The organism is Chryseobacterium sp. MEBOG06 (genome assembly GCF_021869765.1).
GTDB lineage: Bacteria > Bacteroidota > Bacteroidia > Flavobacteriales > Weeksellaceae > Chryseobacterium.
In genome coordinates, this window is the sequence record NZ_CP084580.1 from 695,342 (window position 1) to 710,694 (window position 15,353).

Here is a 15,353-nt window from a genome sequence, read left to right on the forward strand (position 1 = left end):
GTATGAATTATGAATTTTAAGTGATAAATTGTCAGTTATCAGTTCATTCTTATACTCACTTCAAACTTCTAATTTTAAACTTCTGTTATCTATTGATTTTATTTAAGGCTTTTTCAACTTCATTTCCGCAAAGATCCATAAGGGAAATTCCATAATGTCTTGCCTGCTGAGGAAGGATACTTGCAGGGGAGAATCCCGGATTGGTATTCATTTCAAGCATATAAGGAATTCCATCCATTAAGATATATTCGCTTCTTGAAAAACCGCTCATTCCTAATGAATTGTATGCTCTTTTAGAGATTTCCTCCACTCTTTTTGTGGTTTCTTCATCTATTCTTGCAGGGGTAATTTCTTCAGAAGCTCCTTCATACTTGGCTTCATAATCAAAAAATTCATTGGTAGGAACAATTTCCGTGATCCCTAAAACAATAGTTTCTCCTTTGAAATCGATAACCCCTACGGAAACTTCCATGCCGTCTAAGAAACTTTCAATAAGGATTTCATCATCTTCTTTAAAGGCTATTTCTGTAGCGGCAATCAATTCAGATTTATCTTTCACCTTGGAAATTCCCAGTGAAGATCCGGATTGGTTTGGTTTTACAAAAACAGGAAGGTTTAGTTCTGCTACAATCTCATCTACATTGATGGTTTCTCCTTTTCTTAAATAGATACTTTTGGCAGAAGGGATTCCATATTTTGATAATACAGCAAGAGTGTCTTTTTTATTAAAGGTAAGCGCGCTCTGATAAAAATCACAACCGGTATATTTCTGACCTATTGCATCCCAGTAAGCCTGTAGAATGCCATTTTCGCCCGGAGTTCCATGGATGGTATTGAAACATACATCAAACTTCAATGTTTCCCCATTATCTAGAATAGCAGAAAAATCACCTTTATTGATTTCATGTTTTTTATCATTTTCACCTAAAAAATACCACTCATCTTTAAGGACTACTACTTTATATACATCATAGAGATTTCTATCTAAAGAATCATAGATCAACTGCCCGCTTTTTAAGGAAACTACATATTCATCAGAATAGCCTCCCATTACTACGGCAACACTTTTTTTATTCATAACCATATAGTATCAATTAAGGCAAATTTAATCATTTTATGGAATGCAATAATGGAAATAGGTAAATTTTAAAATCAAAAATGAAATGTGTTAAATAAAAACCCCATTCTAAAATTATTAGCTATATTTGCCGTTATAATTAAAGTATTTTTAAGTATGCTTAAATCACTTTTCAATTGGAAAGTTTTACTGAATTTAGTAGTAGCCATCGGCGTTTTTGTAGCGCTGGTATGGTTCACATTTCGCTGGTTGGAGTACCATACTAACCATGGTCAGGAAATTCCTGTTCCCAATGTTGTAAATAAATCGATACATGATGCTGTTAAAATATTGGATGATACAGGATTGGAGTATGAAGTAGACAGTGCCAATTATGACCCTAAATACAGACCCTTTCAGGTTCTTCAGATCTATCCTGCACCTGGATCCCGTGTAAAAGACGGAAGAACAGTGCGTCTTAGAGTAAATCCTAGAACATGGGCACAGATTGCTGTTCCTGATGTTATCAATAAATATTCAGGTCTGGCATTCCAGAGATTGGATCAGGTAGGTCTTAAAATCGGGGATACCATCTATGAACCAAGTATTCAGAAAGATGCTCTTTTAAGAATTTTGTATAAAGGAAATGTTGTAAATCCGGGTGCCCGTTTACCTAGATTCTCTGTTATTGATGTAGTAGTGGGATCAGGACCGATGAGAAATATCTCAATTCCGAATGTGGTAGGACTTTCTGTAAAAGAAGCAAGAGCAGTTATTGCAAAAAGTATGTTTGAAGTAGGACTTGTAGAGCATGAAGACGGAAGTAAGGATGAATCTGATATTATTTATTATCAGGATCCTGCATCGGGAGATGTTCGTGATCAGGGAATGCAGATTGACCTTTGGGCAAGTAAGCGAACACCTGCGGAACTTAGAGCTAAAGTAGAACAGCTGAACTCCATCTACCGTATGAAAGTAGATACTTCTCTGCCTCCGGTACGATATGAAGAAGTTCATAATGAACCAAGCTATGAAGCGCCTGTAGTACCTGTTCCTGTACCCAGGAAAGAAACTCCAAAGCCAGAGACCCCAAAGGTAGAGACTCCTAAGCCTCAGACTACAACTCCAAAACCAGCTGTTTCAGGGACTGAAAAACCTAAAACGTCTGCAAATACCTCTGCTGCAGGAAATACAGCAAAACCAGCTGCTTCAACTGCTGCACAGCAACCTGCTCAAAAGCCGAAAGCTAAGAAAGTAGTCGTAGAATAAGATCAAATTAATATAAAAAATACTGGCTTCAACTGCAAAATGTTGAAGCCTTTTCTGTAAAAAATATAAAACAATGTCAGAAGATAACGAAGATTTTTTAGATGAAGAATTATTAGATTCCAACAGTATTGAGAATATCGATATTGATGAAGAAAATAAGGGATTGTATGAACATCTTAATATCACTGTTGATAACAAACAGGAACCATTAAGGATTGATAAATTCCTATTAATATACAGACAGAATTCTTCAAGAAATAAAATTTCACAGACCTGCAGGGCTGGAAACGTTATAGTGAACGGAATCGCGGTAAAACAGAACTATCGCGTGAAACCCGGAGATCAAATCTCAGTACTTCTTACGCACCCTCCAAGAGAGAATGTCATCGTTCCTCAGGATATTCCTATCAATATCATTTATGAAGATGATGATCTGGTGGTTGTAGACAAGGAGCCCGGAATGGTAGTACACCCCGGATTTGGAAACTGGGACGGAACCTTGGTGAATGCATTAGCTTATCATTTCGAAAAGAACGGACAAAAGTCTGACCTTGACAGAGTGGGGCTTGTTCACAGGATTGATAAAGATACTTCCGGACTGCTGGTTATTGCAAAGAATGAATATGCATTGAGCTTTCTGGCAAAGCAGTTTTTTAACAGGACTACCAAAAGACTGTATTGGGCTTTTGTATGGGGAAATCTTCAGGAAGAAGAAGGTTCCATCAGAGGACATATTGGAAGACATCCTAAAAACAGAATGCAGATGTCTGTCTATGAAGACGGAAGTCACGGGAAACACGCTGTTACGCACTATAAAGTGCTGGAAAGATTCAGATATATGACTTGGGTTGAATGTAAGCTTGAAACAGGAAGAACGCACCAGATCAGGGCTCATTTCAAACATATTGGCCATACTTTGTTTAATGATGAAAGATATGAGGGGCATACTCCTTTGAGAGGAGTGAATCTTCCCAAATATAAGCAGTTTATTAAAAATGTTTTTGAAATTTTACCAAGACATGCTCTTCATGCGCATACCCTCGGATTTATACACCCAACAACTAAAAAGGAATTGTATTTTGAGAGCCCAATGCCCAAAGATATGACGGATGCCGTAAAAAAATGGAGAAATTATTTAGAAAACTAAAAATATATTGAGAATTTTTTTATATTTGTTGAATTGAAATCAAGATTTGTTATGAGAAAACTATATGCTATCGTATGTTTAGCTCTTTTGTCAAATGCATACAAAGCACAAGAATCACTACCATACTATCAGCAATATCTTTTGGATGGTGAGTTCCTGTTCAACCCAGCTCAATACGGAAAAACAGATTACGTACAGCTCAACGCCAATTATCAACAACAATTTTCAAAATTCAGTAATTCTCCGAATGTTCAGTCTATTGGGATTAATGCGAATATCTTTGATAGAGTAGGTGCTGGTATTTCCGTGTTTAGAGACAGTAATGGTCCTATTTCTGCGGGAGGTATTACAGCTGGTGCTTCATATTTTATTCCTCTAAGTAGTGAAGGAGACAGAAAAGACCAGTTCTCTTTCGGTACAAGTGTTAACTTCTATAACATGAATTTTGATTATTCAAAAATCAATACTGAAGAAGGTGGAGACCCATTATTGAGAGGTGAAGAGAGTAACATCTTTATGGTGTATGCAAACTTTGGTTTGGCTGCTACCTATAGAGGCTTATTCGGGGGTGTTTCCGTGAATGATATTGCATTAAGTAATGATGCTTCCATCGTTAACAACTACGAGCCTTCTCCAATTAAATTCTTCTTAAATTTAGGATATAACTGGAATATCGCTGATAACATTACCTTAGCGCCATCAGCATTGATCAACCTAAATACAAACTCAACGAGAATGATTGACTGGAACCTTATGGCGACATTCTCTAATGATATCAACGCTTTCTCTTTTGGGGTAAGCTACAGAACTGTTCAAAACCGATTTGATAACCAGAACCTGAGTATCTCTCCAATTGTAAAAGTGAGATTCAACAAATTCATGATCGGAGCAACCTATAACCTTGGAATCTCTGATATCCAGAGCTATGGAGGAAACAGCTTCATGATTGGTCTGGGTTATAACTTTGACAACTTTATTAATGTTAGAGGATTTAGATATTAATCAATTTAATTTAAATAAATTTGAGCTCTGATTTTTCAGAGCTTTTTTTATGATATATATTCACATCCCGTTCTGCAAACAAAAGTGCAGCTATTGCAACTTCCATTTTTCAACATCTTTGAATTTTAAGGATGAAATGATTCGTGCAATGAAGACTGAAATAGCGCTTCGAAAAGATGAACTGCAGAACAAGACATTGAAGTCTTTATACTTTGGAGGTGGTACTCCTTCTATACTTTCCGTAGACGAAATCAATTCTTTAATTGATGAAGCACTGCGGTATTTCAGTTTTGACAAAGACATTGAGGTTACTTTGGAAGCCAACCCTGATGATCTGGACAAAAATTTCCTGAAACAACTGTCCGGAACCCCTGTTAACCGTCTGTCAATTGGTACACAAAGTTTTTTCGAAGAAGACTTAAAGCTGATGAACCGTGCCCATAGTGCGTCTGAAGCAGAAGGCTCTATCAAAAGGGCTCAGGATTTCGGATTTGAAAATCTGAGTATTGACCTGATCTACGGTTCTCCTACTTCCAATCTTGAGATCTGGAAAGAAAACTTAAATAAAACAATAGCATTAGAGGTTCCTCATATTTCGTCTTACGCGTTGACGGTAGAACCGAAAACCGCTTTGGAAAACTGGATATCAAAAGGAAAAGTAAAAAGTCCTAAGGAAGAAGAACAGAACAGGGAATTTTATTATCTGTCAGATTTCTTGAAAGATAAAGGTTTTGAGCATTATGAAGTTTCGAACTTTGCAAAACCAGAGTTTTATTCCAGACACAACTCTGCTTATTGGAAATATCAGGAATACCTGGGAATAGGACCCTCTGCACATTCATATAACGGTTTTGATGTGAGAAGCTGGAATGTAGCTAATAATCAGCAGTACATTAAAAAACTTAATGATAAAACCCTTGCAAAAGAAGAAGAAATCCTTTCCAAAGAAGATCAGTTTAACGAAATGATTATGATTGGCCTGCGTACCATTTGGGGAGTAGACATTCAAAGCTTGAAAAATAAATTTGATGACCGATTTCTTGATCATTTTCAACGAGAAATAAAGCTCAAAATAGAAGATGGTATTTTAATAATTGAAAATTACCATTTAAAAATTCCTGAGAAGCATTGGTTTATGGCAGATGGTATTGCTTCAGATTTGTTTCTTGTATAATACTTGCATATATATAAATGTGCCATAAAATTCACTATTTTTGTATAAAATTTCAGCTCATTTGAAAACTAAGAGACAAGATTATTCGCACCTTTCACCAAGCCAGCCTATCGGAATTTTCGACAGTGGAGTAGGAGGTCTTACCGTTGCCAAAGAAATTAAGAGACTCCTTCCGCATGAAGACCTTATTTATTTTGGGGATACCAAACACCTTCCTTATGGAGAAAAATCTAAAGAGGCGATTATTGAATATTCTACAAAGATCACCAATTTTCTGCTGCAGCAGAATTGTAAAGCAATTGTGATTGCCTGTAATACCGCTACAGCAAACGCTTTGAACGAAGTTATGCAGTCTGTGGCAGGAAGAGTTCCTGTAATAGACGTTATCAATCCTGTTGCAGAAAAAGTATCTTACGAAATTCATAATAATGTAGGAGTTATTGCTACAAAGGCAACTGTAAATTCCGGACTGTATAAGAAGAGCATCCGAAAACATAATAAATGGATCAAGGTGGATGAACTGGCAACCCCATTACTTGTTCCTGCCATTGAAGAAGGATTCAAAAACCATCCGATTACCCATGCTATTATCTATAATTATTTAAGTAATAGTAAACTAAAGAATATAGAAACGCTGATTCTGGGCTGTACTCATTATCCTCTTTTAATTGATGAGATCAAGCAGTATTATGGAAACAGGGTTCGTGTCATAGATTCCCCGAATATTGTAGCCAATCATCTGAAGATTATTCTTGATAAGTATAATCTTATGAATGATAATAACCCAAAACCGAATTATCATTTCTACCTTTCGGATCTTACCAAGAACTTTGAGAAAATCTCTAAGAAATTTTTTGGAAAGACTATTGATTTAGAATTGAAAGTATTATAAATAAAAAGCTGTTTCAGATGAAACAGCTTTTTATTTTCGCAGACTTGTCCACAAGTATTTGCTTAATCAGGGGGGAGCCTTAGGCCTCTACGATCACTTTTTCAGCGTTCAGCCTTGTCTTTGGAGTGAATTTTGGCTGATTGGCATCTGTTTCGTCTCTTTTACCAATGGTTACCGCAAAAAGAGTCTCATATTTCTCATTATTCAGAATAGCATCGTATTTTTCAGGTTCTATTCCTTCCATAGGAGTAGAATCTATTCCCATGTCAGCACAGGCAGAAAGAAAGACACCTAATGATAAATAAACCTGATGCTTCAACCATGCTTTGATTCCGGCTTCCCCTTTAGGTTTTACAAAATTTTTGTAATAATTTACAGACCCTTCAGGCAGTTTTTCTTCAATTTGTTTTTCGAAATCTTCAGGATTTTTAAGGACCTGAAAAACAATCAGGTGGCTGCTTTCAATAACTTTTTCCTTATTCCAGTAAGAAGCCTCCGCCAATTGCTCTTTTACTTTAGAATGGTCATTTACAAAAACAAAATTCCATGGCTGGCTGTTGATCGAAGAGGGACTGAGATTCAAAATTTCTTTCAGTACTGCTACTTGTTCGTCACTTATTTTTCCCTGTGGGTTATACTTTTTTACCGTATACCTCGTATTCATTTTGTCTAAAAAGTTCATAATTTTATACTATCATTTTTATAGTTACAAAATTAATTTAAGTTTAGTAACTTTGCAATAACGGTAAAAAATGATAGTATAAATGTATACAGTAGATAATAAATCCTATCCTTGCTGTACCAGCGTAACAATGAGGTTTATAGGTGGTAAATGGAAAGCAGTAATTTTACACCATTTAATTGGTGGTGCAAGAAGATACAGCGAATTGAGAAAATCAATCCCCACTATTACAGAAAGAACACTGAGCCTTCAGCTAAAGCAGTTAGAAGATGATAATATTGTCAGCAGAACAGTTTTTACAGAGAAACCTCCTTTAGTTGTTGAATATGAATTAACGGATTTTGGAAGAACTCTGCTGCCTGTTTTGGAGGCGATAACAAGATGGGGCGAGGAATCTCCGGATATGTCAAAAAAAATAATCAGGAATTAAATTTCCTGATTATCTTCTTTATTAGGTTCAAAAAAACTGAAACTCACGTTTCCGTATTTTCGGGTATCTATCAAATTAGGATGTTCCAGTTTCATACGGCTTTGGTGCTCTACAATAAGAACTCCGTTCTGCTTTAAATATTTATTTTTTAAAACCAGAGAAAGCAGTTCGTAATATTTTTTCTCTTCCATTTCAAAAGGAGCATCAGAAAAAACGATTTCGAAAGATTTTTTATTTCTGAATTTTTTAAGCCAGTCAAAAACATCACCTCTCTGTACATTGATCTGGTTTCCCATACCAAGATCTGAAGCCGTGGAATTGATAAATGCAGTATGCTTTGGGTTCATTTCTACAGACGTTACATCCTGACATCCTCTGGAAGCAAATTCGAATGTAATAGAACCGATGCCTGCAAAAAGATCAAGTACGGATATTGACTGCGTATCGTATTTGTTTTCCAGAATACTGAATAAAGCCTCTTTAGCAAAATCAGTTGTGGGCCTTACTTCAAAGTTTTTAGGAGCGGCAATTTTTTTGGCTTTCCATTTGCCTGATATTATTCTGAACATATTTTTGTTAGGGGTTTTAGGAATAGATTACAGACAGCTATTTTTTGGGTTTGGCCCTTTTGATAGATCGTAATCTGTAATCTAATTTAATATAAAATTCTTATTGGGGATATTGTCAAATACAATTTTCAGGTTTTTGACAAATTTCTGAAGCTCGGAAATAAATGTTTCATTTTCCGTAGTCTCTCCGTAAGCATAAAAGCTGGTTTCATTGATTCCAAAACCTATTTTGCTCAAAGTAAACATAATGAAATACAGGAAATCAACCTCTGAGTTGACATCCAGATTATTATAAAGAATGATCTTTTTATTATCAATCGCAAAAAACTCACATTGATTATGATAAAGGTTAATGTGAATTTCCTTACTGTTTTTATTATGAACTGAACTTAGAAACTTTTCTCCGGAGAAATTGAAATGCACCGGTATGGCAAGCTCTTTTATTTTTTTATAATAATTTTTCGGAAAAGTATAGTAAAACTGAATACCGAATTTTTTGTTGATGGAAAGCATCAGTTCCTCTTTTTCCCTGTCGCTGGGAGCATTGAAGGCAATCAGATCAAATCCGGCATCATGCTCAGAAAAACCTTCTGGCATCAGCGTAAAGTGATTAAAAGCAGAAATCACCTGAATTTCATCAAACCTTTGTCTGATAAGAATTTCATCAAGTTTTGCTTCAATAAGATTAGGTGGGGTCTCTTCAGTAACAAAATAAGATTTCTCCTCCAGAATGTTTTTGTTTTTCACAATCTGGTAAATCAATCCGTCTTTGGTAAAAAGTAAATTAAGTACGTTCATATTTCAATTCCTGCAAATTTAGTGAAATTCTACCATTACCGCACCCGATTGATGGTGAAGTATTTCCTTATTATAAAAATCAATATTGACCTGGCTTTCTAATACATCCCTAACCATCCTCTGCAATACCCCATCACCAATACCATGAACGATTTCCAGCCGTTTGAGATTATTCTTTCTGCAAAAGGCCAATACCTCAATCAGTTTTCCCTTTTGAATAAACAATCTTTCAAAACTGTCATAGTCACTTGGATTTTTTACCAAATTATGAAAATGAAGGTCTAAAACCAAATGATTTTTCTGATGTTTTTTAGAAATTACTTTTTTGGGTTCAGCTTTTTTTATTACTCTTATATTTTCATAAAGATCGGGGTCTTTAGGTACAAGCTTCTCTTTAGCGTATTGGTGGGTAAAGCCATACCCATCTTTGAAAACCACAATATTTCCCTTAACGGAAGTCACAACTCCGCTTAAATCTTCATCTACTACCGAAACTTTATCGCCAATTTTCATAATTTTTTAAACTGTTTCTCTTTTCTCAAACTTTGGAACCCAATTCAATAACTTCCAGGTCTTTGATTTCCTCACTATCCACTACAAAACGCATCATTGTTCTCACTTTGTGCCAGCCTTGTTTTCCACATGCTCCGGGATTCAGGTGCAGAAGACTATTTTTTTCATCATACATCGCCTTCAGAATATGAGAGTGTCCCGAAATAAATAATTTGGGAGCTTTTTTTTCAATTTCTGCTTTAGTTAAAGGCGTATACTTTCCAGGATAACCACCAATATGAATCATTAGAACTTCTAATTTTTCACAGAAAAACCGGCTAACTTCCGGAAATTCTGCACGTATTTTAGGATTGTCAATATTTCCATAAACACCTTTCAGAGGTTTTATTTTTTCCAGCTGTTCAATAACGTCTATGCTTCCGAAATCTCCACAGTGCCATACTTCGTCTGCCTGGGCAGCGTATTCTAAAATCCGGTCATCTATATAAGAGTGGGAGTCTGAAAGGAGAAGGATTTTTGTCATTATCTAAGGGTTCTTGCAGTAATATTTTCGTCGTATTTTTCTTTAAATACTATAACACGGTCAGGATTTAGTTCACCATTCTGATTAAGAACTCTTTCCTTTAGCAGCCATTTTATTATTTTTTCCATTCCTTTTTTGGAATTCATGAAATTGGCGACTTTTCCCAAATCTGTGGACTCTACCTTCACTTTTTCAGTTAAGAAATTAAGAATGAAGTAATCATCACTTACATAACTTGGTGTTTCGTTATCCATATATTTATAAAGTAAAATTTCTTCATCATCCTTCATAGAAAAAAATGAATACTGAGCAAGGCTGATTTTTTCAGCCTTTAGGATCTGTTTACCATCCAGAAGAACTTTATCATTTTTAATAACAACTTCCTGAGAAAAATATAAATTACTGCTTATCATCAATATGAAGAAAGCCAATAATTGGTTTGCGGTCATTTTTAGTACTATTTATACTGCAAATATAAAGAAGCTTTACTAAACTTATCAAGTAAGCGTATTCCCCGGATACATTTCATGAAGATCAGTCAGCAATATTTTTGGTTCTGCGTATAGAATCAAGTTTCTTCTCTACATCAGCGCTGAATAATCTTTTCAATTTTAATTCATTTTCTGTCAGCTTTGAAATTATGAAAGTACCGTTCATACTGAAATTAGAAGGAAATACTACAGTAAGTGTTGTATCTGATACTTTTTTCCAATCTCCTATATAACGTTCGAATTTTAAATTTTTAGGAGTAATTTCTTCTAATGTATCGTATTTGCGTTGAGAGTTTCCCAGGTTTCCTGTTATCTTTCCATTTTTCTGAAATCTGAGACCCTGTCTCTTTTTATCAAAAGCATTTTGCTTTTCATAGGTATAAATATAGGTGTCTGAGTTTCTTAAATTCCAGGTTTGTAAAAGGAGAGGATTAGAAACCTTATCCTGGCTTTTCATAAAACTGAACGCAAAAAAAGAGAGAAGAAAAATACAAATTGACTTTTTCATTGATATTAAAAACTGATTTGCCGGAAAAATAGGTAAACTTTTAACACGAACAAAATGGGGGTCATCTAATATTTGCTAAATTTGGGAAAATTAAAATAATAATGAAACAGAAATTTTCTTTTTTCATTTTTCTTTTGACCGTGGGATTAGCGAATGCGCAGGTTGAAGAGAAAAAACTGGATGAACTGGTCCAGAATACCCTGAAAACTTTCGACGTTCCCGGAATGTCAGTAGGAATTGTAAAAGATGGCAAAGTAATCTATTCTAAAGGCTTCGGAGTCCGTTCTCTTACGACTAAACAACCTATGGATGACAATACATTGGTAGGGATCGCTTCCAATTCCAAAGGGTTCACCTGTGTAGCATTAGCCATCCTGGCTGATGAAGGAAAATTGAACTGGGATGATAGTGTTTCAAAATATATTCCCGAATTTCAAATGTATGATCCATACGTTTCCAAGAATATAACCATAAAGGATCTGATTACTCACAGAGCGGGGCTAGGGTTGGGACAGGGAGATTTAATGTTTTTTCCGGAAGGAGGAAATTTAACCGTTAATGATATTGTACGCAATGTAAAATATCTGAAACCGGAAAATCCTTTCAGAACGAAATTAGATTATAATAATATCATGTTTATTGTTGCGGGAGAAGTCATCCACAGAATTTCCGGGTTAAGCTGGGCAGAATTTATTGAGCAGAGAATCATGAAACCTGTAGGGATGAATTCCAGCTTTGGAAGTTACAACAGAGCTAAAGCAGCCTCCAATAAAATTGATGCTCACGCACCTGTAGACGGGAAAGCAATTGCCGTTCCTCATGATTGGAATGAAACAGCAAATGCAGCAGGCGGAATTATGAGTAACATCAAAGATATGACGACCTGGGCAGAATGCCTCTTAAATAACTTTACCACTAAAGACGGTAAAAAATTGGTGTCTGATAAAAATGCCCAGCAGCTTTGGAGTCTGCAGATTCCTGATAGAGTGGCAGCTAAAAACCCATATGATACAAGTTTTTACGGATATGGACTAGGATGGTTCCTTAGTGATGTTAAAGGGCATAAACAAGTTCAGCATACAGGGGGACTGATCGGGACGGTAACACAGTTCACTTTAATCCCGGATTTAAAACTGGGAATCGTTGTATTAACGAATCAACAGTCAGGAGCAGCATTTAATACGATCACAAATACGGTTAAAGATTCATATCTGGGAGTAGCAGACAGAAACTGGCTGAAAACATATGGAGAGAGAATGTCTAGAGCAGAGGCTGAATATGACAAACAGAAGAAAGAATCTTTTGCGAGATCTGATGCCTTTAAAAAGGAAAAAGCTCTTCAGCCAAAAGCAGAACAGTTTATCGGGATGTATAATGATGTGTGGTTTGGTGATGTTGAAATTGCCCGGCAGGGAAGTACTTACAGAATTTCATGTAAAAATTCTCCAAGGTTAAAAGGAGAATTACTCCCTTATTCTAATAATTCTTTCATCATCAAATGGGATGACAGAAGCTATGATGCAGATGCCTATATTATTTTCAACTATGATGAGAATGGCAAAGCAGAATCAGCAAGGCTAAAAGCTATTTCTGATGTAACGGATTTCAGTTTTGATTTTGATGATCTCGATCTGAAGAAGAAGTAAGCTGCGAAAAATAAGAAAGGCAAAATCGCGAAATATATTCAATAGGGACGGGCTTTAGCCCGTCTTTTTTATATGCAGTCGATAATGGCTTTATCCAAAAAATAACCAGTCTGGTAATTTTTTTGCATTCCTCCAGAAGGGGAAATATGTTACGTATAAAAGAAATATTGGGCTAATGAAGCCGATTCAGATCCTGTTGTGCAAAGGATAATTCTGTATTAAGATGCTGCCTTTCAAAGAATTTTTTTAATTCCAGAAGCCTTTTTTGATTGTCAAAATGTAAACTTGAATTTAATTTTCTCTGGCAAAGTGAACAGGCTCTTGCAAGATGATAATCCGTTTCTGTGAGGGAATTGGTTCCATTCATAACGCAGTTGGCATTCAGACAATGGTTGATTCCAAACATATGTCCGATCTCATGAGAACTGATTTTGATTAGCCGCAGAAAGCTTCTATTGAAATTGGATGCTGTAAGATTACCGTTGGCAAATCTATACATAGAAGTTACTCCCACACCGTCATCATAAGATGCAAGTCCGAAAACATAATTCCATTCTGGTGTCGGAAAAAGATCTTTTTCTGTAATTCCCATCAGGATAACAGCATCTTTAGGTTTTCTTTTTATTAGAATACTGTCCAGTACATATCCTGCCAATATCTGTTCCTGTCCTTCTTTAGATATTCTCTTTACTTTTTTTGGGAAAATGCTATTAGGTAAAGCGGGAAGCACTTTAGTTTCCAGCTGGAAATATATTTTCAGATATGCTTTTGTAAGTTCTATTTCTTTTTTCTGAAGCTCATTAAATATTCCGATAGGTTGAAGATAAATTATATTTCTTCCGGGTTCAGGTTTAATTTTTCTTGTTTTCTGAAAATCCTCAAACTGCTGGAATTTTTCATCATGGTTATATCTCCAGGTTCCAGGCTTAGGTTTTGGAAGCGGTATATCATTGATGGCTATTGTTTCGAAATAGGTCTTTTCTTTTTTCTGGCATGAAAAAAGAATCATCAATAGTACGGAACAAAAAAATGTAGAGATAAAGCTATATCTTCCCGGGTTCATAAAAGAACAGAAGTTTCTTTTTGGCACCATCAAATTCCGACCACGAGCTGCAGTCTACTTCAAAGCCGGCTACACCACACGTCGGAAAGTGAAAAATATCTTCGGAAATAGAATTTGCAAAATTAGAAATTCCATTATTATGGGAAAAAAGAGCTACCGAGCTTAAGTTATCATCCAGATCATAGATTACAGATTCAAAATTTGTTTCCGAAGGGTTATATAATTTTTGATCAGTAGAAAAGCCCAACTGATAAGTTTGATTGAAAATTTTGCAGGTATTCAGCGCACGTACTGCCGGGCTGGATACAAAATAATCGATAGAAATATTATTATGTTTTAAGAATCGGGACATGTTCATAGCATCCTCCAAACCTTTGTCTGCCAAGGGTCTGTCAAAGTCCTCCGTTTCTTCCGGCCAGTCGCTTTTTGCATGTCTTACGAGGATGAGTCTCTTCATATATATGTTTTTGGAAGATTAAAATTATAAAAAAAATAATGGAATAAAACATGATTTATATAAAAAAACTGCGTTATGAATAAAATCAGTAAATTTTACTAAATTTGCAAACTTATGGGACAAATCCTTGCAATAGACTATGGAAAGGCCCGTTGTGGCATTGCTGTAACGGATGATATGCAGATTATAGCCAGTGGGCTGGAGACTGTAGAGAACCGCTCATTACTGGATTTTTTGAGAAAATATTTCAAAGAAAATAAGGTAGATGGTTTAGTAATTGGGCTTCCCACAGATTTGAAAGGAAATATTTCAGAAGTCGAAACAGATATTTTAAAATTCATTGAAGAATTTAAAAAAGAATTTTCGGATATTGCGGTTCACCGTTTGGATGAAAGATTTACTTCCAAAATGGCTTCTTTTTTTATTTCCCAAAGTGGAAAGAGTAAGAAGAAAAGACAGGAAAAAGGATTAATAGATAAAGTAAGTGCAACGATCATATTGCAGAATTTTTTAGAACAAAGATTAAGATGATACTACCGATAAGAGCTTTTGGGGATCCTGTTTTGAGAAAAGTAGGAAAAGATATAGAAAAAGACTACCCCGGATTACAGGAACTGATAGATAATATGTTCGAAACGATGTACAGTGCAAACGGAATTGGTCTTGCTGCACCTCAGATCGGTTTGGATATACGTGTATTTATAATAGATGTAACGCCTCTTGCAGAAGATGAAGATTACGAGGATATTAAAGATGAGCTGGCAGACTTCAAGAAAGTATTTATCAATGCTACAATTCTTGAAGAATCCGGTGAAGAATGGAAGTTCAATGAAGGCTGCCTGTCTATTCCGGATGTGCGTGAAGACGTGAAAAGAAAGGGTACAATCGTTATTGAATATTATGACGAAAATTTTGTGAAACATACAGAAACTTTTTCCGATATTAGAGCCCGCGTAATTCAGCATGAATATGACCATATTGAAGGGATTCTGTTTACCGACCATCTAAGTGCTTTGAAAAAGAAGCTGGTAAAAGGAAAACTGTCAAAAATCTCTCAGGGTGATGTAAGCATCGGTTATAAAATGAGATTTCCAAAATAATTAAAACAAGGATAAAAAAATAATAAAAAGCA

At 35.6% G+C, this 15,353-nt stretch carries 19 protein-coding genes; 9 read left to right on the forward strand and 10 right to left on the reverse strand.

Annotated features, from left to right (window positions below; genetic code table 11):
- Positions 1-85: 85 nt before the first annotated feature.
- Positions 86-1,078 (reverse strand): D-alanine--D-alanine ligase, encoded by a 993-nt coding sequence (locus LF887_RS03155; protein WP_236857371.1) that lies wholly within the window; start codon positions 1,076-1,078, stop codon positions 86-88.
- Positions 1,079-1,234: 156 nt separating this feature from the next.
- Here LF887_RS03155 and LF887_RS03160 point away from each other — a divergent pair, with 156 nt between their 5' ends.
- The 5 genes from LF887_RS03160 to murI all read left to right on the forward strand — a co-directional run bounded on the left by LF887_RS03160 (position 1,235) and on the right by murI (position 6,541).
- On the forward strand, positions 1,235-2,326 hold the full coding sequence (locus LF887_RS03160; RefSeq protein ID WP_236857372.1) for a PASTA domain-containing protein: 1,092 nt from the start codon (positions 1,235-1,237) through the stop codon (positions 2,324-2,326).
- Between the two features lie 73 nt (positions 2,327-2,399).
- Positions 2,400-3,473, forward strand: coding sequence for an RluA family pseudouridine synthase (locus LF887_RS03165; protein ID WP_236857373.1), 1,074 nt, complete (start codon positions 2,400-2,402; stop codon positions 3,471-3,473).
- 51 nt (positions 3,474-3,524) lie between these two features.
- Positions 3,525-4,475, forward strand: coding sequence for a PorP/SprF family type IX secretion system membrane protein (locus tag LF887_RS03170; protein ID WP_236857374.1), 951 nt, complete (start codon positions 3,525-3,527; stop codon positions 4,473-4,475).
- Between the two features lie 49 nt (positions 4,476-4,524).
- Positions 4,525-5,649: a radical SAM family heme chaperone HemW gene (gene hemW, locus LF887_RS03175; RefSeq protein WP_236857375.1), complete on the forward strand. Its 1,125-nt coding sequence runs from the start codon at positions 4,525-4,527 to the stop codon at positions 5,647-5,649.
- 61 nt (positions 5,650-5,710) lie between these two features.
- Complete coding sequence (murI, locus tag LF887_RS03180; protein WP_236857376.1) at positions 5,711-6,541, forward strand: glutamate racemase; 831 nt, start codon at positions 5,711-5,713, stop codon at positions 6,539-6,541.
- A 79-nt stretch (positions 6,542-6,620) separates the two neighbouring features.
- Here murI and LF887_RS03185 read toward each other — a convergent pair whose 3' ends face one another.
- The gene (locus tag LF887_RS03185; RefSeq protein WP_236857377.1) at positions 6,621-7,223 is read right to left on the reverse strand and encodes a nitroreductase family protein; all 603 of its coding nucleotides are present in this window, start codon (positions 7,221-7,223) and stop codon (positions 6,621-6,623) included.
- A gap of 82 nt (positions 7,224-7,305) precedes the next feature.
- Here LF887_RS03185 and LF887_RS03190 point away from each other — a divergent pair, with 82 nt between their 5' ends.
- Complete coding sequence (locus LF887_RS03190) at positions 7,306-7,653, forward strand: winged helix-turn-helix transcriptional regulator (protein ID WP_236857378.1); 348 nt, start codon at positions 7,306-7,308, stop codon at positions 7,651-7,653.
- On the opposite strand, the gene LF887_RS03195 is transcribed toward LF887_RS03190, so the two are convergent.
- The 6 genes from LF887_RS03195 to LF887_RS03220 form a co-directional block, all read right to left on the reverse strand.
- Positions 7,650-8,222, reverse strand: a complete 573-nt coding sequence (locus LF887_RS03195; RefSeq protein WP_236857379.1) for an RsmD family RNA methyltransferase — start codon at positions 8,220-8,222, stop codon at positions 7,650-7,652. The two genes, LF887_RS03190 and LF887_RS03195, sit on opposite strands and share 4 nt — an antisense overlap.
- A gap of 81 nt (positions 8,223-8,303) precedes the next feature.
- Positions 8,304-9,020: a DUF3822 family protein gene (locus LF887_RS03200; RefSeq protein WP_236857380.1), complete on the reverse strand. Its 717-nt coding sequence runs from the start codon at positions 9,018-9,020 to the stop codon at positions 8,304-8,306.
- An 18-nt stretch (positions 9,021-9,038) separates the two neighbouring features.
- A complete protein-coding gene (locus tag LF887_RS03205; RefSeq protein ID WP_236857381.1) occupies positions 9,039-9,533 on the reverse strand; it encodes a Smr/MutS family protein in 495 nt (164 codons plus the stop codon).
- A 25-nt stretch (positions 9,534-9,558) separates the two neighbouring features.
- The gene (locus LF887_RS03210) at positions 9,559-10,056 is read right to left on the reverse strand and encodes a metallophosphoesterase family protein (RefSeq protein ID WP_236857382.1); all 498 of its coding nucleotides are present in this window, start codon (positions 10,054-10,056) and stop codon (positions 9,559-9,561) included.
- On the reverse strand, positions 10,056-10,505 hold the full coding sequence (locus tag LF887_RS03215; protein ID WP_236857383.1) for a hypothetical protein: 450 nt from the start codon (positions 10,503-10,505) through the stop codon (positions 10,056-10,058). Before LF887_RS03215 ends, LF887_RS03210 begins: the two co-directional genes overlap by 1 nt.
- An 85-nt stretch (positions 10,506-10,590) precedes the next feature.
- Positions 10,591-11,055, reverse strand: coding sequence for a hypothetical protein (locus LF887_RS03220; RefSeq protein WP_236857384.1), 465 nt, complete (start codon positions 11,053-11,055; stop codon positions 10,591-10,593).
- Between the two features lie 101 nt (positions 11,056-11,156).
- Here LF887_RS03220 and LF887_RS03225 point away from each other — a divergent pair, with 101 nt between their 5' ends.
- Entirely contained in the window at positions 11,157-12,701 is a 1,545-nt protein-coding gene (locus tag LF887_RS03225; protein ID WP_236857385.1) for a serine hydrolase, read from the forward strand.
- Between the two features lie 172 nt (positions 12,702-12,873).
- Here LF887_RS03225 and LF887_RS03230 read toward each other — a convergent pair whose 3' ends face one another.
- Together LF887_RS03230 and LF887_RS03235 are read right to left on the reverse strand one after the other, a co-directional pair.
- Entirely contained in the window at positions 12,874-13,764 is an 891-nt protein-coding gene (locus tag LF887_RS03230; RefSeq protein ID WP_236857386.1) for an archaemetzincin, read from the reverse strand.
- Entirely contained in the window at positions 13,745-14,221 is a 477-nt protein-coding gene (locus LF887_RS03235) for a SixA phosphatase family protein (protein ID WP_236857387.1), read from the reverse strand. The genes LF887_RS03230 and LF887_RS03235 overlap by 20 nt, the downstream gene beginning before the upstream one ends.
- Positions 14,222-14,335: 114 nt before the next feature.
- Here LF887_RS03235 and ruvX point away from each other — a divergent pair, with 114 nt between their 5' ends.
- Positions 14,336-14,752, forward strand: coding sequence for a Holliday junction resolvase RuvX (gene ruvX / locus LF887_RS03240; RefSeq protein ID WP_236857388.1), 417 nt, complete (start codon positions 14,336-14,338; stop codon positions 14,750-14,752).
- Complete coding sequence (gene def / locus LF887_RS03245) at positions 14,749-15,321, forward strand: peptide deformylase (protein ID WP_236857389.1); 573 nt, start codon at positions 14,749-14,751, stop codon at positions 15,319-15,321. The genes ruvX and def overlap by 4 nt, the downstream gene beginning before the upstream one ends.
- The last annotated feature ends 32 nt before the right edge of the window (positions 15,322-15,353 follow it).